The organism is Streptomyces sp. NPDC003691, from assembly GCF_053981115.1.
In genome coordinates, this window is the sequence record NZ_JBSFNQ010000114.1 from 1 (window position 1) to 19272 (window position 19272).

General features: G+C 71.1%; 25 protein-coding genes. 9 read left to right on the forward strand and 16 right to left on the reverse strand.

The features are described from left to right. Positions 1-290: SDR family NAD(P)-dependent oxidoreductase (locus tag ACWDR0_RS31245; protein WP_456355182.1), on the reverse strand; the 290-nt coding region annotated here is incomplete at its 3' end. Between the two features lie 175 nt (positions 291-465). Here ACWDR0_RS31245 and ACWDR0_RS31250 point away from each other — a divergent pair. Together ACWDR0_RS31250 and ACWDR0_RS31255 are read left to right on the forward strand one after the other, a co-directional pair. Further along, positions 466-1632 (forward strand): thiolase family protein, encoded by a 1167-nt coding sequence (locus tag ACWDR0_RS31250; RefSeq protein ID WP_456355183.1) that lies wholly within the window; start codon positions 466-468, stop codon positions 1630-1632. 115 nt (positions 1633-1747) lie between these two features. Then, entirely contained in the window at positions 1748-2656 is a 909-nt protein-coding gene (locus ACWDR0_RS31255; RefSeq protein ID WP_456355184.1) for an acyl-CoA thioesterase, read from the forward strand. Positions 2657-2902: 246 nt separating this feature from the next. On the opposite strand, the gene ACWDR0_RS31260 is transcribed toward ACWDR0_RS31255, so the two are convergent. The 7 genes from ACWDR0_RS31260 to ACWDR0_RS31290 all read right to left on the reverse strand — a co-directional run bounded on the left by ACWDR0_RS31260 (position 2903) and on the right by ACWDR0_RS31290 (position 8918). Beyond that, positions 2903-4153 carry a CaiB/BaiF CoA transferase family protein gene (locus ACWDR0_RS31260; RefSeq protein ID WP_456355185.1) on the reverse strand — a complete coding sequence of 417 codons (1251 nt, stop codon included), beginning with the start codon at positions 4151-4153 and terminating at the stop codon, positions 2903-2905. Further along, on the reverse strand, positions 4150-5307 hold the full coding sequence (locus ACWDR0_RS31265) for an acyl-CoA dehydrogenase family protein (RefSeq protein ID WP_456355186.1): 1158 nt from the start codon (positions 5305-5307) through the stop codon (positions 4150-4152). Before ACWDR0_RS31265 ends, ACWDR0_RS31260 begins: the two co-directional genes overlap by 4 nt. 52 nt (positions 5308-5359) lie before the next feature. Further along, a complete protein-coding gene (locus ACWDR0_RS31270) occupies positions 5360-6163 on the reverse strand; it encodes an SDR family NAD(P)-dependent oxidoreductase (RefSeq protein WP_456355187.1) in 804 nt (267 codons plus the stop codon). 55 nt (positions 6164-6218) lie between these two features. Then, positions 6219-6641 carry a MaoC/PaaZ C-terminal domain-containing protein gene (locus ACWDR0_RS31275; RefSeq protein WP_456355188.1) on the reverse strand — a complete coding sequence of 141 codons (423 nt, stop codon included), beginning with the start codon at positions 6639-6641 and terminating at the stop codon, positions 6219-6221. Next, on the reverse strand, positions 6638-7093 hold the full coding sequence (locus ACWDR0_RS31280) for a MaoC family dehydratase N-terminal domain-containing protein (RefSeq protein WP_456355189.1): 456 nt from the start codon (positions 7091-7093) through the stop codon (positions 6638-6640). The genes ACWDR0_RS31275 and ACWDR0_RS31280 overlap by 4 nt, the downstream gene beginning before the upstream one ends. A gap of 2 nt (positions 7094-7095) precedes the next feature. After that, positions 7096-8283: a lipid-transfer protein gene (locus ACWDR0_RS31285; protein WP_456355190.1), complete on the reverse strand. Its 1188-nt coding sequence runs from the start codon at positions 8281-8283 to the stop codon at positions 7096-7098. A gap of 299 nt (positions 8284-8582) precedes the next feature. Beyond that, the gene (locus ACWDR0_RS31290) at positions 8583-8918 is read right to left on the reverse strand and encodes a winged helix-turn-helix transcriptional regulator (protein WP_456355191.1); all 336 of its coding nucleotides are present in this window, start codon (positions 8916-8918) and stop codon (positions 8583-8585) included. Between the two features lie 62 nt (positions 8919-8980). Between ACWDR0_RS31290 and ACWDR0_RS31295 the strand changes: the two genes are divergently transcribed. Beyond that, positions 8981-9844 (forward strand): NmrA family NAD(P)-binding protein, encoded by an 864-nt coding sequence (locus ACWDR0_RS31295; RefSeq protein WP_456355192.1) that lies wholly within the window; start codon positions 8981-8983, stop codon positions 9842-9844. A gap of 68 nt (positions 9845-9912) precedes the next feature. After that, positions 9913-10188, forward strand: coding sequence for a hypothetical protein (locus ACWDR0_RS31300; protein ID WP_456355193.1), 276 nt, complete (start codon positions 9913-9915; stop codon positions 10186-10188). Positions 10189-10218: 30 nt separating this feature from the next. Here the strand turns inward: ACWDR0_RS31300 and ACWDR0_RS31305 are convergent, their stop codons facing one another. Together ACWDR0_RS31305 and ACWDR0_RS31310 are read right to left on the reverse strand one after the other, a co-directional pair. Next, positions 10219-11112 (reverse strand): aldo/keto reductase, encoded by an 894-nt coding sequence (locus tag ACWDR0_RS31305; protein WP_456355194.1) that lies wholly within the window; start codon positions 11110-11112, stop codon positions 10219-10221. A 329-nt stretch (positions 11113-11441) separates the two neighbouring features. Then, complete coding sequence (locus ACWDR0_RS31310; protein ID WP_456355195.1) at positions 11442-12026, reverse strand: GNAT family N-acetyltransferase; 585 nt, start codon at positions 12024-12026, stop codon at positions 11442-11444. 89 nt (positions 12027-12115) lie between these two features. Here ACWDR0_RS31310 and ACWDR0_RS31315 point away from each other — a divergent pair, with 89 nt between their 5' ends. After that, entirely contained in the window at positions 12116-12688 is a 573-nt protein-coding gene (locus tag ACWDR0_RS31315; protein WP_456355196.1) for a MarR family winged helix-turn-helix transcriptional regulator, read from the forward strand. Positions 12689-12864: 176 nt separating this feature from the next. Here the strand turns inward: ACWDR0_RS31315 and ACWDR0_RS31320 are convergent, their stop codons facing one another. Next, complete coding sequence (locus ACWDR0_RS31320; RefSeq protein WP_456355197.1) at positions 12865-13785, reverse strand: hypothetical protein; 921 nt, start codon at positions 13783-13785, stop codon at positions 12865-12867. A gap of 58 nt (positions 13786-13843) precedes the next feature. Continuing rightward, positions 13844-14362, reverse strand: a complete 519-nt coding sequence (locus tag ACWDR0_RS31325) for an ATP-binding protein (RefSeq protein WP_456355198.1) — start codon at positions 14360-14362, stop codon at positions 13844-13846. 146 nt (positions 14363-14508) lie between these two features. Here ACWDR0_RS31325 and ACWDR0_RS31330 point away from each other — a divergent pair, with 146 nt between their 5' ends. Genes ACWDR0_RS31330 through ACWDR0_RS31340 form a run of 3 tightly spaced genes read left to right on the forward strand, consistent with a single transcriptional unit; the run spans position 14509 to position 15789 of the window. Then, positions 14509-15378: a helix-turn-helix domain-containing protein gene (locus tag ACWDR0_RS31330; protein WP_456355199.1), complete on the forward strand. Its 870-nt coding sequence runs from the start codon at positions 14509-14511 to the stop codon at positions 15376-15378. Next, positions 15375-15575: a DUF397 domain-containing protein gene (locus ACWDR0_RS31335; protein ID WP_456355200.1), complete on the forward strand. Its 201-nt coding sequence runs from the start codon at positions 15375-15377 to the stop codon at positions 15573-15575. Before ACWDR0_RS31330 ends, ACWDR0_RS31335 begins: the two co-directional genes overlap by 4 nt. Positions 15576-15591: 16 nt before the next feature. Then, positions 15592-15789 carry a DUF397 domain-containing protein gene (locus ACWDR0_RS31340; protein ID WP_456355201.1) on the forward strand — a complete coding sequence of 66 codons (198 nt, stop codon included), beginning with the start codon at positions 15592-15594 and terminating at the stop codon, positions 15787-15789. 69 nt (positions 15790-15858) lie between these two features. Here the strand turns inward: ACWDR0_RS31340 and ACWDR0_RS31345 are convergent, their stop codons facing one another. Then, a complete protein-coding gene (locus ACWDR0_RS31345) occupies positions 15859-16071 on the reverse strand; it encodes a tautomerase family protein (protein WP_456355202.1) in 213 nt (70 codons plus the stop codon). Further along, positions 16071-16838 carry an SDR family NAD(P)-dependent oxidoreductase gene (locus ACWDR0_RS31350; protein WP_456355203.1) on the reverse strand — a complete coding sequence of 256 codons (768 nt, stop codon included), beginning with the start codon at positions 16836-16838 and terminating at the stop codon, positions 16071-16073. Before ACWDR0_RS31350 ends, ACWDR0_RS31345 begins: the two co-directional genes overlap by 1 nt. A 131-nt stretch (positions 16839-16969) precedes the next feature. Here ACWDR0_RS31350 and ACWDR0_RS31355 point away from each other — a divergent pair, with 131 nt between their 5' ends. Continuing rightward, a complete protein-coding gene (locus ACWDR0_RS31355; RefSeq protein WP_456355204.1) occupies positions 16970-17875 on the forward strand; it encodes a LysR family transcriptional regulator in 906 nt (301 codons plus the stop codon). Between the two features lie 6 nt (positions 17876-17881). Here the strand turns inward: ACWDR0_RS31355 and ACWDR0_RS31360 are convergent, their stop codons facing one another. Together ACWDR0_RS31360 and ACWDR0_RS31365 are read right to left on the reverse strand one after the other, a co-directional pair. Then, complete coding sequence (locus ACWDR0_RS31360) at positions 17882-18097, reverse strand: hypothetical protein (RefSeq protein WP_456355205.1); 216 nt, start codon at positions 18095-18097, stop codon at positions 17882-17884. A 146-nt stretch (positions 18098-18243) separates the two neighbouring features. Next, entirely contained in the window at positions 18244-18804 is a 561-nt protein-coding gene (locus ACWDR0_RS31365; protein ID WP_456355206.1) for an EF-hand domain-containing protein, read from the reverse strand. Positions 18805-19272 lie beyond the last annotated feature (468 nt).

Genomic DNA, 19272 nt, shown 5'->3' on the forward strand with positions numbered 1-19272 from the left:
TGGATGACGGTGTCCCAGGTGTAGCCCGCGTTGTTGACGATGATGTCGAGGCCGCCGAAGGTGTCGACGGCGGTGTTCACGAACCGCTCGGCGAAGCCCTCCTCGGTGACCGAGCCGGTGCAGGCCACCGCCCGGCCGCCCGCCGCCCCGATCGCCGCGACCGTTTCCGCGGCGGGTTCCGGGTCCAGGTCGTTGACGACCACCGAGGCCCCCTCGGCGGCCAGCTTGAGGGCGATGGCCCGTCCGATGCCCCGGCCCGAGCCCGAGACGATCGCCACCCTGCCGTCCATGGTTCCCATCGTCAGCCGTTCCCTTCCACTGCCGCAAACCATCTGCGCCTTGGTTATGACAGATTCACTTTTTCTGTGAACGTCCCTAGTGTCAAGAGATGTCAGCAGCTAGCTTGTGTGAGCAGATATTCGCGATTGAAGTCCCGGCCGCCCGCCGGGGGAACGAGGGGAACCCATGCGTGACGCAGTCGTCGTCGATGCGGTGCGAACCGCCGTCGGCAAGCGGAACGGTTCGCTCGCAACGCAGCACTCGGCCTCGCTCTCGGCCCATGTCCTCAATGCCCTGGTCCGGCGGACCGGGCTCGACCCGGCCCTCGTCGACGATGTGATCTGGGGCTGCACGGGCACGGTCGGCATGCAGACCGGCTGTATCGCCCGGGCCGCGGTGCTCGCCGCCGGCTGGCCCGAGTCGGTGCCGGGCGTGACCGTCGACCGCCAGTGCGGCTCCTCGCAGCAGTCCGTGCACCAGGCCGCGGCCGGAGTCGTCTCGGGGCAGTACGACATCGCCGTCGCGGGCGGCGTCGAGATCATGAGCCGGATCCCCCTGGGCACCACCCGCCTCGACGGCGCCTTCGGCGAACCGTTCGGCCCCGACGTCTGGCAGCGCTACGGAGACGTCCGCTTCAACCAGGGACGGGGCGCGCAGCTCATCGCCGACGAGTACGGCATCACCCGCGCCGAGATGGACCGGCACGCCCTGGACTCCCACGCCCGCGCCGCCCGCGCCGTCGACGAAAGCCGCTTCACCGGCCAGATCGCCCCCATCACGGTGACCGGCCCCGACGGCACCGAGCGGGTCTTCGACACCGACGAGGGCATCCGCCGCGGCTCCACCCCGGAAACCCTGGCCGCCCTCAAGCCCGCTTTCGCCGAGGACGGTTCGATCACCGCGGGCAACGCCTCCCAGATCTCCGACGGCACCGCCGCCCTGCTGATCACCACCAGCGAGATCGCCCGGGCCCGGGGCTGGCGTCCGATGGCCCGTATCCACACCGCGGTACTGGCCGGCACCGACCCCGTGACCATGCTCAAGGGGCCCATCCCCGCCACCGCCAAGGCCCTCAAGAAGTCCGGCCTCTCCATCGGCGACATCGGCGCCTTCGAGATCAACGAGGCGTTCGCCTCCGTCACCCTCGCCTGGCTGCGGGAGACCGGCGCCGACTACGCGAAGATGAACCCCCTCGGCGGCGCGATGGCCCTCGGCCACCCCATCGGCGGCTCCGGCGCCCGGCTGATGACCACGCTGGTCCACCATATGCGCGACAACGGCATCCGCTACGGCCTCCAGTCGATGTGCGAGGGCGGCGGCATGGCCAACGCGACCATCCTCGAACTGCTCTGAACCCGGGACGCCGTACGGAACGGAACACCGTACGGCTCTGAACCCCGGACACCGTACGGAACGGACACCGTACGGCTCCGGACCGTCCACGGCCGCCCGAGGAGAGGAGCGCACCATGACGACGACCCCGCACCAGAGCCCCCCGCGCCCGGGGAACGACCCGGAACCCACCGCCGAGCTGCTCGGCTTCCTCACCCTGGACCGCCCCGGCGACGACCTGTTCCGCGGCCGGTGCCATGCCGGGCTGCCCCGGCGCGCCTTCGGCGGCCAGGTCGCCGCCCAGGCGCTGACCGCGGCGGGCGCCACCGTCGACACCGGCCGCCGGGTGCACTCCCTCCACGGCTACTTCCTGCGCGGCGGAAACCCGGGCCGGCCCATCGACTACCGCGTCGAACGGCTCCGCGACGGACGCGGCTACACCTCCCGCCGCGTCACCGCGCTCCAGGGCGGCGAGGCCATCTTTACCCTCTCGGCGTCGTTCACCGTGCCCGAGGAGATCCCCGGGCGCCAGGCCGCCATACCACCGACGGCACCCCCCGACGACCTCCCCAACGCGTTCCGCGCCTGGGCCGCGGTGGACCCCGAGGGGTTCGGACAGTTCGAGATCGGCCGGGTCCTGGACGTCCGGGTCGCCCCCGTGACCTGGCTCGCCCGCCCCGGCGCCACCGAACAGCGGCTCTGGCTCCGCTCCGCCGCGCCCCTGCCGGACGACCCCCTGGTCCATATGTGCGCCCTCACCTACGCCTCGGACCTGATGCTCGCCCCCGTCGCCGCCCTCGACGTCGAACTGCCCGGAGTGCTCCGCGAGGGCCCCGGCGCGTCCCGGCACTTCCTGGCCTCCCTCGACCACGCGGTCTGGTTCCACCGGCCGTTCCGCGCCGACGACTGGCTGCTGGTGGTCCAGCGCGGCCCCACCGCGGGCGACGGCCGGGGCCTGGTCCACGGCGAGTTCTGGACCCGCGACGGCGACCTGGTCGCCTCGGTGGTCCAGGAGACCGTGCTGCGCCCCCGCCGTACCCCGTGACACGACGGGGTACGGCCCCGAGCCGTACCCCGTACCCCCTCACCGCACCTCACCGCACCGCATCTCACCGCACCGCATCGGAACGACGGCCGGGGCGCCGACTCCCCGCACCACCCGCGCGGCGCCGGAGCACCGCATCTCACCGCACCGCACCGGAACAACGCTCCGGGGGCCGGGACACCCACCGTGTCCCGGCCCCCGGCCGTCGTACCCCCCCTGGTACCCCCCCGTACCCCTGCCCCTTCCTCAGCCGATCGCGCCCTCGCTCCGCAGCTCCGCCCGCTCCGCCGCGTCGATCCCCAGCCGGGCCAGCACCTCGTCGGTGTGGCTCCCGGTCGGCACCGCCGGGCGCGGCACCGCCGACGGGGTGCCGAGGAAACGGGGCGCGGTCCCCGGCTCCGGATAGCCGTCAGGGGTGATCCGGTAGGTGCCGCGGCCCGCGTTGTGCGGATGGCGCGCGGCCTCCGTCCAGTCGAGCACGGGCGTCACACAGGTCTCGGTGCCCTCGAAGTCGGCCGCCCAGTCGTCACGGGCACGCGTGGCGAACACCTCCGCCAGCCGTACGGCCATCGCGGGCCAGGCCCCGCGGTCGTGCTGCCGGGCGAACAGCGGATCGCCCGTGAGGCCGAGGACCTTCAGGGCCGCGGCGTAGAACTGCGGCTCCACACAGCCGACCGCCATATGCAGGCCGTCCGCGCACCGGTAGGTCCGGTAGAACGGCGCGGCACCGTCGAAGAGGTTGCTGCCGCGGCCCTCGGTCCAGCGCCCGGTCCGCAGCAGCCCCTGCAACAGGGCCATCTGGATCGCGGTGCCGTCGGTCATCGCCGCGTCGACGACCTGTCCGCGGCCGGTGACCCGGGCGGAGTAGAGCGCGGCACTGACGCCGAGCGCCAGCAGCAGCCCGCCGCCGCCCATATCGCCGAAGAGGTTCAGCGGGACCACCGGATCGCCGTCGGCGGGGCCGACCTGGGCCAGCGCTCCCGCCACGGCGATGTAGTTGATGTCGTGGCCGGGGGCCTGGGCGAGCGGCCCGTCCTGCCCCCAGCCGGTCATCCGGCCGTAGACGAGCCGCGGGTTGGCGGCCAGACAGGGTTCGGGACCGAGCCCCAGCCGCTCGGTGACCCCGGGCCGGAAGCCCTCGATCACCGCGTCGGCGCCGTCGATCAGCTTCCGTACGACGGCGACGCCCCGCGGGTTCTTGAGATCGGCGGTGACGGAGAGACGGCCGCGGTGCAGTACGGGGTGGGCCGACGGGCCGCCGTGGTCGGCGGGCCGGTCGACCCGGATCACCTCGGCGCCCAGGTCGGCGAGGATCATTCCGGCGAACGGCCCGGGGCCGATACCGCCCAGCTCGACGACCCGGACACCGGCGAGCGGCCCGCCGCCGCCCCCCGTGTCCGAAGCGCCGGCCGCAGTACCGGCCGGGGCGCCCGCGGGAGCACCGGCCGGACCGGCGGCGTCCGTGCCGCCGCCGGCCGTCCGGTGACCGCTGCTCACAGCCCCAGATCCTTGGCGATGATCGTCTTCATGACCTCGCTGGTGCCGCCGTAGATCCGGTTGACCCGGGTGTCCGCGTACAGCCGGGCGATCGGGTACTCCAGCATGTAGCCGTAACCGCCGTGCAACTGCACGCACTTGTCGATGACCCGGCCCGCGGTCTCGGTGGCAAAGAGTTTGATCTTGGCGGCGTCGGCCGGGGTCAGCTCGCCCGTGTCGTCGAACTCGATCCCCTTGTCGACCATGGCCTGGAGCGCGGCGACCTCGGTCGCGCACTCGGCCAGGACGAACTTGGTGTTCTGGAAGGCGGCGACCGGCTTGCCGAAGACCCGGCGCTCGGTGACGTACTCCTTGGCCAACCGGATGGCGGCGGTCGCGGAGGCCGTCGCGCCCACGGCGATCTGGAGCCGCTCGCGGGGCAGGTTCCGGCCGAGGTACGAGAAGCCCTCGTCCTGCTTGCCGAGGAGGTTCTCCACCGGCACCTTCACCTCGTTGAAGGCCAGTTCGGAGGTGTCGGACGAGCGGAGGCCGACCTTCTCCAGCTTGCGGCCGTACTCGAAGCCCTCGCTGTCCGTCGGGACGACGAAGAGGCTCAGTCCGTGCCTGCGGTCCTCCGGGGTGGCCGGGGAGGTACGGGCGGCGACGATGCACAGCTCCGAGACCCGGGCCCCGGTGATGAACGTCTTGGAACCGTTGAGGACGTAGTGGCTGCCGTCCCCGGAGAGCTTCGCCGTGGTGCGGATACCGGCCAGGTCGGAGCCGGTGCCGGGCTCGGTCATGGCGATGCACAGCATGATGTCGCCGGAGGCGACGGCGGGCAGCCACCGCTTCTTCTGCTCGTCGTTCGCGAGGTCGAGCAGATAGGGCAGGACGATTCCGGTGGAGACACCGAAGTGGCCGAGGGTGACCGCCGCGCGGGCGCACTCCTCGGTGATGATCGCCTGGTACTTGAAGCTGGTGTCGCCGCTGCCCCCGAACTCCTCGGGGACGTCGAAGCCGAGGACGCCGAGCGCGGCGAGCTTGCGGAAGACGTCACGGTCGACGAGGTTGTCCTTCTCCCACTGCGCGAAGTGGGGCTGCACCTCCTTGGCGATGAAATCCCGGATCATCGCCCGGAACGCCTCGTGCTCCTCGTTGTAGATGCTGCGCTTCATGAACCATTCCTGACGGTGAGGTGGGGCGGGGGAGTGGCGTACGGGCGGTGGCTCAGCGGGCGGCGCCGTCGACGTTGAGCACCTGTCCGGAGACGTAGTCCGACTCGGGGGCGCAGAGCAGATAGACCGCGCCCGCGGCCTCGGTGGGCGTGCCGGGGCGGCCCAGCGGGTGGGTGCGCTTGACGGCCTCCATGATCTGCGGCGAGACGCCGACCTTGATCCGGCGGCCCTCGATCTCGACGAAGGTGTCGTCGGCGGCGGTGGCCTCGGTCATCCGGGTCAGGATGAAGCCGAAGGCGACACCGTTGACATTGACCTTGTAGCGGCCCCACTCCTTGGCGAGCGTCTTCGTCAGCCCGATGACACCGGCCTTGGCGGAGGAGTAGTTGGCCTGGCCCGGATTGCCGAACACCCCGGAGACCGAGGAGACGTTGACGACCTTCCGGTGGTACGCGGTCGGGTTGGCCCGGATGAACGGCTGGGCGGCCCGCAGGATCCGGAAGGGCGCCTTGAGGTGGACGTCGAGAATGGCGTCCCACTGCTCGTCGGTCATCTTCTGGATGACGGTGTCCCAGGTGTAGCCCGCGTTGTTGACGATGATGTCGAGGCCGCCGAAGGTGTCGACGGCGGTGTTCACGAACCGCTCGGCGAAACCTTCCTCGGTGACCGAGCCGGTGCAGGCGACGGCCTTGCCCCCGGCCGCGGTGATCTCGGCGACGGTCTCGTCGGCGGGCTCCTTGTCGAGGTCGTTGACGACGACGCTCGCGCCCTCGGCGGCCAGCTTCAGCGCCACCTCACGGCCGATACCGCGGCCCGATCCGGAGACGATCGCGACCCTGCCGTCCAGGTTTCCCATGATGTGAGTCCGTCCTTGAGTGAAGATCGTGGAGAGCGGTGGAGGTCTGCCGCGGTCAGGCGGCGGCGGTGACGACGGCGCGCCCCTGGAGGGTCACGGTGCCGTCGGGCAGGCCGACGGTGAGTTCGAGACGGGCCAGCCCGTCCTCGACGGAGGTGACGGTGCCCCGGCAGACGGGGACGGTGTTGACCGGGGTGATCGCGGAGAAGCGCACCCCGTACTCCCTGATCCGGTCCTGCGGCACCCAGTCGGTCAGCAGCCGGCCCAGATAGGCCATGGAGAGCATGCCGTGGGCGAAGACGTCGTCGATGCCGACGGCACGGCAGGCGTCGATGTCGATGTGTACGGGGTTGTGGTCGCCGGAGGCGCCCGCGTACAGCGCCAGCGCGGTACGGGTAACCTTCGGCGCTTCGAGGGTGAAGGTGTCCCCGGCCCTGAGCACGGGCTCCAGGACGGGCTTCGGTGCGGGGCTGGTCATCGGGCCGCCTTCGGGTCGCGTACGACGGTGGTGCTGGTGAGGGTGGCGACCGGCTCGCCGTCCCGGGTCACCCGGGTGGTGCGGACGATGAACTCCAGCGCGCCGCCCTTCTTGCTGTAGACGTCCGTCACCTCGGTGGCGAACGTCAGCTCGTCGCCCGCGTACACGGGGGAGTGGTACGCGAACTCCTGGCCGCCGTGGAGGATCGTGCGGACGTCGATCCCGAGGTCGCGCAGGAACTTCCCGCGGTCGGGGTTGTCCATCTCCAGGCAGAACAGGAAGGTCGGCGGTACCGGCAGATCGCGGTGCCCGGCCACCTTCGCGGCGTCGGTGTCCGTGTACACCGCGTCGTGCTGTCCGGTGGCCTCGGCGAAGAAGCAGAGCCTGCCGCGCTCCGCCGAAGTCCGGAACTCCGGATACCGGGTGCCGATCAGCGAGGGGGAGAGGGGCATCGTCAGGAGACCTTCTCGAAGAGGGTGACGACTCCGGCGGTGCCGAGGCCGAGGTTGTGCTGGAGGCCGAGCCGCGCGCCGCCGACCTGGCGGGCGCCCGCCTCGCCGCGCAGCTGCCAGGTGATCTCCGCGGTCTGCGCCAGCCCGGTGGCGCCCAGCGGATGGCCCTTGGAGAGCAGCCCGCCGGAGGGGTTGGTGACGACCCGTCCGCCGTAGGTGTTGTCGCCGTCGGCGATGAACTTCTCCGCGCCGCCCTCCGCGCAGAGGCCCAGGCCCTCGTAGGTGAGGACCTCGTTGACGGTGAAGCAGTCGTGGAGTTCGACGACGTCGACGTCCTCCGGGCCGACCCCGGCCCGCTCGTAGACCTCCGCGGCCGCGGCCCGGGTGACATCGGTGCCGACCAGGGACATGGCGCTCTTCCCGGTGAACACGTCGTCGCTGTCGGAGTGCAGCGCCTGCGCGGCGATGGCGACCCTCGGGGCGATGCCGTTGGCCCGGGCGAACTCCTCCGAGCAGACGATGGCCGCGGCGGCGCCGCAGGTGGGCGGGCAGCACTGGAGCCGGGTCAGATTGCCCGCGATGACCGGCGAGCCCAGTACGTCGTCCAGGCCGATCGGATCGCGGAAGACGGCGTACGGGTTGTTGGCGGCGTGCGCGCGGGCCTTCACCGCGACCCGGGCGAAGGTCTCCGGGTGCGCCCCGTACTTCTCCAGGTACTCGCGGCCCGCGGCGTCGAAGTACTGGGGGGTGCCCGGCAGGGCCGGGTCGAGCGGATAGATCTCCTCCAGGACCTCCCGGAACCCGGCCAGCGGATGCGGCCGGTCGTCCCATTTGGCGCCCAGCGCCCCGGGCGGCATCTGCTCGAAGCCGACCGCGAGCGCGCACTCCACCGCACCGCTGCGGACGGCCTGGTGGGCCAGCCAGAGCGCGGACGAGCCGGAGGCGCAGTTGTTGTTGACGTTCAGCACCGGGACCGAGGTCCGGCCGAATCCGTAGACCACGCGCTGGCCGCAGGTCGAGTCGCCGTAGACGTATCCCGCGTACACCTGCTGGATCCGGTCGTACGGAAGGCCCGCGTCGTCGAGTACGGCCCGGACCGCGCCGCGGCCGAGTTCGTCGTAGGCCAGCCCGGCGCTGGGCTTGCGGAACGGCACCATGCCGACACCCGCCACGAGTACTCCGCGCCCCATCAGCCCTCCCCTGAAGTAGGTTATTGCTGATTCACTTTTGCGTCCATCAACCCCGGTGTCAAGGGCGGGTGGCGAACAGGCGAGGTTTCCGTTGGTGCAACGGAACACATAACGAAACCCGCCCGCCGGACGGTGGTCCGGCGGGCGGGTCGGGTGGCGGCAAGGGAGCGGGCGGCAGGCGGCTGCGGGTGAGCGCGCACGCGCGCACGTGCGATACCGCCGGACGGCGGCGGTGGGCGGGGCGGCCACCGCGACGCGCACGCGCGATACCGCCGCACGGGGGCGGCCGTACGGGTGGTTCAGTCCGCCGGACCCCCGGAGGGTCCGGCGGGGACGGCCGCCGCCCAGGCGGCCATGGCGTCGAGGACGGGCCGCAGCTCCCGCCCGAGCGGCGTCAGCTCGTAGACCACGCGCGGCGGGATCTCGGCATGGGCGGTACGGGTGACAATGCCGTGCGTCTCGAACTGGCGCAGCCGGCTGGTCAGGGTGTGCGGGCTGATACCGGGCAGGGCGGCGCGCAGCTCGGTGAAGCGGTGGGGGCCGCGCAGCAGCTCGCGGACGATCAGAGTGGCCCAGGGGCCGTCCAGCAGCACCAGGAAACGGGCGACTCCACAGGAGGGCAGGGGAGTGGTCATGATGTGATCGTATGCCATTAGTGCAGTTGATGTAACCGGTGCATCGTATGCACCATTAGCTCATGAGCTATGTGATCCACGGCGCGACCGGCGCCCAGGGAGCCCCCGTACTCGCCGCCCTCCTGGCCGCGGGCAAGTCCGTGACGGCCGTCACCCGTGACCCCGCGAAGCTGCCCGCCGACACCCCCTCGGTTGCCGCCGACTACGCCTCCGCCGACGAACTGGCCCGCGCCTACGAAGGCGCCGACGGCGTCTTCGTCCATCTGCCGCTGGCCGCTCCGGACGACCGCCTCGCCTATGCCGCGAACATCGCCGCCGCGGTCGACCGGGCCCGCCCGGCCCGGGTGGTGATCTCCACCAGCGGCGCCTTCACGGACACCCCGGACGAGAAGTCCCCGGTCCCGGCGGACCCCGCGGTCGCCCGGCTGATCGAAGAGGTGGCCGCGAGCGGCGTCCCGTACGCCGTCCTCGCACCCAAGCTGTTCCTGGAGAACCTCCTGCTGCCGCCCGTCGTCGGCGCCGCCCGGGAGGAGGGCGTGCTGCGCTACCCGATCGGCACCGGCTTCCCCGTCTCCTGGGTGTCCCACCTCGACGTCGCCGACGCGGCGGCCGCCCTGCTGGAGCGCACCGACATCACCGGCACGGTCCCGGTCGGCCAGTACCCGCCGGTCACCGGCCCGCAGCTCGCCGAGGCGTTCGGCGCCCGGTTCGGCCGTGAGGTGGTGTACGAGGGGATCACCCCCGACGCCTTCGGCGCCCTGATCGCCCCCATGCTGGGCGAGCCCACGGCGGCCGGGGTCGCGGCCCTCTACCGGACGATCGCCACCCTCCCGGATCACGCGATCACCCCGGCCCGCTCCGCGGAAACCCTGCTGGGCCTCACCCCGCGGACCACCGGCGCCTGGCTGGCCGACCTGGGCATCTGACGGCCCCGCGCGGACCAGCCCGCCCTCCACCGAAAACGGTGGGGAACCTTCCGCCGCGGGTGATCGTCGTGCGTGACACGGAGCCGGATCCGCGGCTCCGTGTCCTGCCCGAGGAGGCGGCTTTCATGGAGACGAACGACAAGGGCGCGCTGGAGACCACCCTGAGCGACGGCCGCAAGGTCACGCTCTCCCTGGGCCCGACGGACGCCCCGTGGGCCGAGGGCGGCGTCGCCGCGCTGCGCCCGGTCCCGCCCACCCACACCACCAGCGCCGACAACCCGCCGCCCCTCCCCGAGGAGCCCGCGGTCCCGCTGTCGGTGGCGATCATGGGCCTGGGGAGCTGACCTCTTGCGCCCCGGCCCGGGTGCGTCCGTTCACGGTGTGCGGTCGCCGGAGAGGAGCGCCGTCTCCTCGCCGGTGAGCCGCAGCGCGCCCGCCGCCAGATTCTCCTCCAGATGGTCCGGGTTGCCGGTACCGGGAATGGGCAGCACATGCTCGCCCTGCTGGAGCGTCCAGGCGAGCCGCACCTGGGCCGGGGACGCTCCGTGCGCGCGGGCGATATCGAGGACCGCCCGCTCCTCCGTACCGGTGGCTCCGCCGTCGCCTCCGGCGCCCGCGATGGAGAAGAACGGTACGAACGCGATGCCTCGTGCGCCGCACTCCCGCAGGAGTTCCCGGTCCTGGTGTGCGTCGATCCCGAAGCGGTTCTGGACGGAGACCACCGGCGCGATCGCGAGGGCCTCGGCGAGATGGTGCGGGCGGACGGCGGAGACTCCGAGCTGCCGGACCAGTCCGGCGTCGCGCAGCTCGGCCAGGGCGCCGAAGTGCTCCGCGATGGACTCCTGACCCATGAGCCGCAGATAGACCAGGTCGAGGTGGTCACGGCCGAGCTGCCGCAGGTTCTCCTCCACCTGGCCGCGAAGCTGGTCGGGGCGGGCGGGGGCGGCCCACTCGCCCGAGCTGTCCCTGGCCGGACCGACCTTGGTGGCGATGACGAGACCGTCCGGGTAGGGCGACAGAGCCGAGTTGATCAGCTCATTGGCGGAGCGGAGCTGCGAGAAGTAGAAGGCCGCCGTATCGATGTGGTTGACGCCCAGGCCGACCGCCCGCCGCAGCACTTCGAGAGCCCGGCCCCGGGGACCGGGCGCACCGAGGTGGAAAGCCGCGCTGCCGGTCAGCCGCATGGCGCCGAAGCCGATCCGGTTGACCCGTGTGTCGCCGAGCAGCCAGGTGCCCGCGGAAGCTGCCGATACCGCCTCGGATGTCATGGAACGCAGAATCCCCTCAACCGGTCGCCGTCGCACCTGGGTTGGCGCGGAGACGGACTATGCCCTCGCGGCGGCACCCGGCGGAAGGGTCGGAGGCTGGGGGGAACGTCATAGTGAATCCGGGAACGTGACGCCGGAGCCGGACGTTCTGAAGAGGAGAACCCCGAGGGGTGGATCGGCGTCAGGCGGTGTGCCGGAAGGCTCACTCCGTGCCGTACGGGCCGACGCGAAGGGCCCGATTGCCCCGGGCCGTCACCGTCGACTCGACGATCGTGCGGGCCCGCCGAATTGCACTGCGGTATCGAACAGGGTCGGAAGCTCCCGGTCCGCTACGAGGCGGCCATCCTCGTCGCAGCCATCCCCGAACGGCTCTGACCGGCACCGTCCAGAGTGATCCAATAGCGGCGCTTGACCCCGGCTTCGGTGCTGCGCACATCTTCGAGGACGCCGCCGTTGCTTTCGATGGTGCGCGCCGAGCCGGCGTTGCCGTCGTCACAGGTGAGAAGGACCCGGTCCAGACCGAGCGCCGGCGCCTTGAGCAGGACCGCTCCCAGCGCCCACGAGGCCAGTCCGCGTCTCCTGGCGGAAGGCCGAACGCTGAAGCCGATGTGTCCGCCGCCTTCCAGCAGAAGGGCGTTCAGATAGTGCCGAAGGTCGATGGCCCCGAGGTATGTCTCACCGTCCACGATCCACCAGTGGGTAGCGTGGACGCGCCCTTCTCCGACAGGCAGCGACCGGTCCGACTGCTGTCGCAGTCGCTCGGCCCATGAGGCGAACCCTTCCGGGCGGTCGAGATCATCGTCACCGGCCAGACGCAGACCGGTCCCGTCCTGGTGAGCGCCCGGCTGCCACTCGTCACGCGCCGTGAGCCACGAGGAGTGCAACCGTCCTGTGGGGGCGATCAGTTCAGGCATATGAGGGACGGTAACACCCGCACCCCCTACGTGATCAGGCCGCAAGCCTCGTCTTGACGGAGTCGGCGTAATTTCGGTACTACTTCATTATGAAGCACGTAACTAATTCCGCCGAGCTGAGCCACGATGCCGACGGCCTGCTCTTCGATCCCCAAGTCCGCACATCCGCCGCCTACTTCACCTCGGGAGGCTCCACGGGCCGTCTGGAGGCTGCCGCCGCCACCCGCGCCGCACACAAGACCCTGGAGCGGCTGCGCGCCCTCGGCTCGGAGGGCCGCGGTCTCAGCGCGGGAGCCGTCGACGTCCTGATCCGGCTGCGTACCCTCGGAACCGACGGTGCCCACCTCGGCGAGCTGGCCCGCTCCGCGGACATGACCCCCCGCAATGTCACCGGCCTGGTCGACACCCTCGAACGCGAGGGCCTCGTCCGTCGCGACCCCGACCCGGCGGACCGCCGGTCCGTCCTTGCCCGGATCACCCCCGCGGGCCTGGCGTGGCTGGACGACTTCCGGATCCCGACGCAGCGCGCGATGACGGCGCTGTTCGACGGTTTCAGCGAGCACGAGATCGACCAGCTCCGCCATCTCTGCCTGCGCCTGGTCCGGAACCAGCGCCGGATCACCGCCCACCTCACCCCCGCCGAGCGGAGCGCCCTCGACTGACGGGCGCCGTCGGATGCGATGGGCCCGCGAAACCGGATACTCCGCCCGGACCGTGTCCCCCGGCTCGTCGGGGCCTGGGCGCCCGGCCCGAGCGGCGGGCCGGCGCCGACACCGGAAGCAGCCCCCGTCCGCCCGGGGCCGTCGGCGGAGCCCACCGCGCTCGTACCGCCCGCCGGTCACCCGAAGCTGATCTTCTTCTCTCGTATCAGCTTCTCCAACTCCGCGTCCGAGACCGGGCGCAGAGTGTCCAGCAGGCGCCGCAGCCCGGCCTCGTCGAGGGTCTCGCTGTTGACTTCGGCCTCCACGCCACCATGCCGACGGGCCAGGATGACGGCCTGCCCGCCGCCGGGCAGCTTCCGGACCGTACGTATGTCGCCCCCGGCCCCCACGGAGCAGGTCGCACCCGGCTCCCGAAACAGGGGGCATCGGATCGCCGGGGTGCTCGGACGCCGTATCGCCAGCATGACCAGAGAGAACTCGTCCTGCCGTATCCCGCGGTACTCGACACCGAACCAGGCCGGTCCCAGCTCGGCCCGGGTCAGCTGCATGCCCGGCGGGGCGGTGCCCAGATGCAGCAGCTCCGCGCGCTCCTTGTAGCGGGCGACCTCCGACTGCTGCTGCTCATCCTCCACCCGCTCCGGGCCGATGACACTGCCGTAGGCGATCCCGGCCGCCAGCACGGCCACCGCGCCCAGCCGGATATGCCAACCCGGTACGAAGAGGGCCGCGGCCACGGCGTACGGCACCCCCGTCAGCGCATACCGTGCGGTGCCGCTCCCCAGGTCGACCCCCTGCCCGTAGACGGCCAGCCCGCCCACCACCCCGAGCGTGCCGAGAACGAACACCAGGAACGACCAGCCCAGTCGGCTCCCCCCGGTGGCGCACATGGGCACCACGTCCCGGGCCGCCAGACCCGTCAGGGCCAGCAGCCCCAGCGTCAGCGGCACTCCCACGGCGAAGGCCACCGCCGCCGCGCCGAGCCCGGCGGCCCAGGCCGACGCCAGCACGACGAATCCGAGTACCGGCACCGCGGCCGTCATCGCGGCCCACACCAGCAGGAGATGCAGGACCGCCGGGACCCACTTGTCGCGTGTCATGCGCGGATCCTGCCAACACCGGACCCCGTCGTGCATGAGTTCCGGTACTCAGCCGCCGTCACTTCCGCTCCGGCTCCCCGGTGACCAGGTACTCCGCCCACACCGTCTTCCCCGGCCCCTCGGACCGCGGATACCAGCCCCAGCGATGGGCCAGCTCCGACACCAGGAGCAGCCCCCGCCCGCCCTCCTCCAGCCCCGGCTCCACCAGGGCGTCCGGGGGCGGCGGGAGCCGTTCGCCCCGGGTGTCGGTCACCTCGACCCGGGCGACCGGATCCGGCAGCGAGGTCGGGCGGAGCCGTAGATGGAAGTCCCGTCCGGGCACATGGCCGTGCCGGACCGCGTTCGCGATCAGCTCGGCGGAGATGAGGACGATCGCCTCGTGCGGAGTGGTGCCGTACGGAATCCCCCACTCGTGCAGCCGTACGGCGACCAGCCGCCGGGCCAGGGAAGCCCCCCGGGGCGTGGAGGTGAACGGCATGGCGAATTCGGGCCCGTACGGACCACACCTGGTGCTCAAGTGCCCGCCGGTACCAGGGGGATAGGTGGTACGGCCGGGGCTGTGGGGGTTGTTCGTCATGGCCACCACGGTGCTTCCGGTGGCGTAGCGTGACCAGTGGTGACGCACCGACGCGAGCCGCTTGTACGCGCGCTGTCGGCGCCCGTACGCGGGGCACGGCGTGACCGCGCCCCCGCGGGGGCGTTGAGCCGAGGAGGCGGTGCTTCATGGTGGAGAACAGGACACCTTCGGTCGGCGGCGACGAAGCCGACACGGACGAAGGCCGGACGGCGGACAAGTCGGCCCAGGGCGTGGTCACGGCCTTCGGCCGGAGCCTGAAGACCCTGCGGATCCGGGCCGGGCTGGAACGCGAGGAACTGGGCAGACGCCTCGGCTACTCGGCATCCACGATCGCCTCCTTCGAACAGGGCCGCCGCATCCCGCCGCCGAGGGCGATCGACCGGGCGGATACGGAACTGGCGGCGGACGGCCTGCTGACGCTGTGGAAGGAACAGGTGGAGCGGGCGCAGTACCCGTTGTTCTTTCAGGGGATGGCGCAGTTGGAGAAGGAAGCGATTGAACTGCTGGCCTACGACACTCATGTGGTCAAAGGGCTACTCCAGACCGAGGAGTACATGCGGGCGCTCCTTGCCATGCGACGGCCGCCTCTTGAGCCGGAGACCATCGAACAGCGAGTCACCGCACGGCTGGCCCGGCAGGACATCTTCGACCGACGCCCCGCCCCACTGCTGAGTTTCGTCATGGACGAGGCGGTCCTGCGACACCGCTATGGCGGTAAGGCGGTTATGCGCGGCCAGCTTGAGCACCTGCTACTCACGGGACAGCGGCGCAACGTCGAACTACAGATCATGCCCATCGACTGCGAGGACAACGCAGGGGTGAATGGGCCGTTCACGGCTGTCACACGCAAGGACGGCAAGAGGTTCTTGTATGTGGAGGCACAGATGACCAGCACGCTGGAGACGGATCCCGAGCAGGCGGCTCTCGCAGCCGCACGCTATGGAATCATCCGAGCACAGGCTCTCACTCCGCGAGAGTCGCTTGAGTTCATCGAAAGGTTGCTGGGAGAGCTATGAACAACGCTGAGCCCCTGACCTGGTTCAAGAGCAGCTACAGCGGAACTGAAGGCGGCGACTGCTTGGAGGTCGCGGCGTCTGGCACGGGCACGGTGTGCGTCAGGGATTCCAAGGCGGTGTCCGGACCGGTCATACGAATGTCGCCCGAGGCATGGGCAGGCTTCGTCGGCCTCGCTGCCTCGGAGTATCGCGCCTGACGGAGAGGTGAGAGCTATGAACAACGCTGAGCCCCTGACCTGGTTCAAGAGCAGCTACAGCGGAACTGAAGGCGGCCAGTGCTTGGAGGTCGCTGTCGACATCGGCACGGTGCACGTCCGGGACTCCAAGGCGGTGGCCGGGCCGGTCATACGGATGTCGCCCCAGGCCTGGACGGGCTTCCTCGGCCTCGCTGCTCCGGAGCGGCGCGTCTGACAGCGGTTCGCACGCCGAGCCCTGCCACCCGCACTGCGGGCGGCAGGGCTCTCGCGCGTACGCGACCGGTCAGCCGGCCTCCCGGACCCGCCTCCGGTACTCGTCCACCGGCAGACCGCCCACCCCCCAGTCCGCCAACTCGACCTCGTCGATGACCACGAAGGTCGTCGCCGGGTCCTTGTCCAGCACATCCACCAGCAGTTCCGTCACCCCGGAGATGATCCGGGCCTTCTGTTCGGCGGTCGCGCCCTCACGGGTGATCCGCACATTCACATACGGCATCAGCGGCGACCCGTCACATGTCCGCCGTCGACCCGCAGGGTGTGGCCGGTGACGAAGGCTGCCTCCGCGAGATAGAGCACCGCCTCGGAGATCTCGGCGACCTCGCCGACCCGGTTGAGCAGGGCCAGCGGCCCGTATCCGTCGACGTCGGCGGCGGCGTGCAGCGGAGTGCGGATCACGCCGGGGGCGACCAGATTGACCCGGATGCCGTCGTCGGCCAGCTCCGCCGCCAGGCTGGTGGTGAGCGCATGGACACCGGCCTTGCTGACCACCGGCGCGGAGGCCGGGAAGCCTGCCAGAGCGTGATCGACCAGCACCGTACCGATGTTCACGATGCTGCCGCCGCGGCCCTGCCGCCGCATCCGGCGCACCACCGCCTGGGTGGTGAGATAGGTGCCGCGGAGGTTGCCCGTGAGGTAGCCGTCCAACTCCTCCTCGGTGACCTCGGTGAAGGGCCGCGGGGCGAAGGTCCCGGCGTTGTTCACCAGGACGTCCACCCCGCCGAACCGGTCGACGGCCGCGGCGACCAGCGCCGTCCCGGTGGCGGTCGAACCGATGCCGCCCGCCACCGCGGCGACCCGGTCGGGATGCCCGAGTTCCTTCGCGGCCGCGGTGAGCCGTCCGGCGTCCCGCCCGTTGATCACCACCCGGGCGCCCCGGGCCAGAAAGGCCCGGGCGATGTCCAGCCCGATACCGCTGGACGAGCCGGTGACGATCACCGTGCGGTCGATGGGGCCGGTGGGACCGTTTCCGCCGTCATCCGTCATGGCCGTACTCCTCTGTTCGTGCCGTTGCACGCCGTGCCGTGCTGTGCGGGCGGGCCCCGCGACTCCCGAACCTAGAAGCGCCTGATCGATAACACCACGACGAATATCGAAGCAAGGAATAACCTGAGCTTATGGATTGGGATCTGCGTGACCTCGAACTGCTCCGGGCCACCGCCGAGACGGGTTCGCTCACCGCCGCCGCCGGGATGCTCCATGTGAGCCAGCCCGCGCTGAGCCAGCGGCTCACCAGGCTGGAGCAGCGGCTGGGGTTGCGGCTCTTCGACCGCAAGGGCCGGCGGCTGGTCCCCAATGCGGCCGGACACCGGGCGATCGCCGCCGCCCACCAAGTGCTGACGGAACTACAGGCCGCCGACCGGGACCTGCGCGATCTGAAAGAGGGGCGGGACCGGCGGGTGCGCTTTACCGCGCAGTGCAGTACGACCTTCCAGTGGCTGCCGCTGGTGATCCGGGCCTTCCGCGAGCGGCATCCGGATGCCGAGGTCAGTATCGAGACCGTGCCGGACGACGCCCCGGTGCCCGCGCTGCTGGCGGACCGGGTGGACGTGGCGCTGCTGACCAAACCGGACCGGGAGCAGGACCGGCTGGAGCTGGTGCGGCTCTTCGACGACGAGATGGTGGCGGTGGTCCCGGCCGGTCATCCCTGGGCCGGTCGCGCCCGGCTGACCGCGCGCGACTTCACCGGGGCCCATCTGGTCCTCTACGACGTGTACGACCAGAGCCGGGTCCCGGCGGTCCCGCTGCCGCTGCCCCCGGGCGCCAGGCCCGGCCGGATCACCACGATGCCGGTGATCACCGATCTGGTCGTCGAGATGGTCGCGGGCGGCCAGGGCGTGACCGTCCTGCCGAACTGGGTGGCGGCTCCGTACACCGGGTCGCACGGCCTGGCGCTGGTGCCCATCGGGACCGTACCGCTGACCCGTACGTGGTATCTCGCCACCCGTCCCGGCCCCAAGCCGCCGCATCTGCGGGCGTTCCTGGAGGAGATGGCGGCCGGGCTCGGCCGGCCCGCGACCTGAACCGAACTACTGCGGGGAGATGTCGAAGACCCCGCACTGCACCGAAGGCGAGAGCAGCAGCAGGGCTTCGTTGCAGGCCGAGACGAAGGTGTTGTTCTCCTCGGTGGTGATGATGATGTCACCGAACTCGATCGCGGAGGCGCCGGCGGAGGCGGCGGTCGCGGTCCCCGCCACGGAGGCGGCGGCCAGGGCCAGGGCGGCGAAGGCGGTACGGATGCGCATGGTCACGTCCTTCAAGGGAGGGCGGTGCCACGGGCCCGTGGCACCGCTCCCAGCGATCCCCGCTCGGCGGCCGCCGAATACCGGCCCGGCCGTTTCCCGCCCGTTCGGACGCGGCGGCACACCGTCATCCAGGTGACCCGCCTGCTCTACGCGGTGAAGTCGACGCCCAGCCACCAGTTGCCGCGCGCCTGCGGATCCCGGCTGGACCAGAACTCGACGGCGGCCGAGACGAACTCGTCCGGCGACAGTGCGCCGTCGCCGTCCCGGTCCAGATAGCGGAAGGCGATGTCCGCGGCCTCCCGCGGCACCCCGGGAAAGTGCCCGCGCAGAAAGTCGAAGTACTCGTCGGGGTCCACCACACCGTTGCCGTCCGTGTCGGCGATGGCCAGAAAGCACTCTGCCAGTGCGCCGACGGTGGTCTGCCGGGCGACCGGATCGTCGGCCAGGGTGAGCGTCGCCTCGACGAACTGGTCCCGGGTCATCGACTCGGTGCCCGGAGGCAGATGGGGCAGATGGAGAGTCCGCCAGATGCTCACGTACGCGTCCACCAGGCGCCGCTCGGCGTCCGACCCGGAGGTATGCCCGAGCGCCTGGGCCGACCGCTGCCCCATGAGGACATGGTCGGCTTCGTTCAGCTCGCCGTTGCCGTCCGTGTCGAACTGGTCGAAGCCGTAGCTGATCTTCCGGACCAGGAGGTCCTGGGACATGGCGTGCCCTGCCTTTCAGGAGGAAGCGATGAGGGCACTCAGCGATGTTAGGCGGCAACCCATCGACGAGGAATCGAACAAGGAACAGCACTCCACGGCATCGCCCCGCCCCCGCTTGTTTCCAGCCAACCACCCCTGGCTGACAACCATTCGAGTCCGGATCGCATCTTCGTCAGGTGGGGGCGGCCCTCCTCACCCGGCGACGACGGCGGGCCGGCCGAGGACGCCCGGACGAGCCGTAAGATCGTTGCCCGCACCACCCTGCTTCACCGGTCACCGGGCGAAACGTTCCCCCTCCCTCGCCGGAGGCGGCCGTCACCGGGACGACTTCAACACCGTGAACGAGCAGAACAGGCACTGAGTCTTGACCATCCACTTTCCTCCTGAGTGTGCCTGGCTGTTCGCGATTCTGACGGGTGAGGTTCCGCCGGATGGTGATGAGGACAAGCTGTTTGCGCTGGCCGAGGT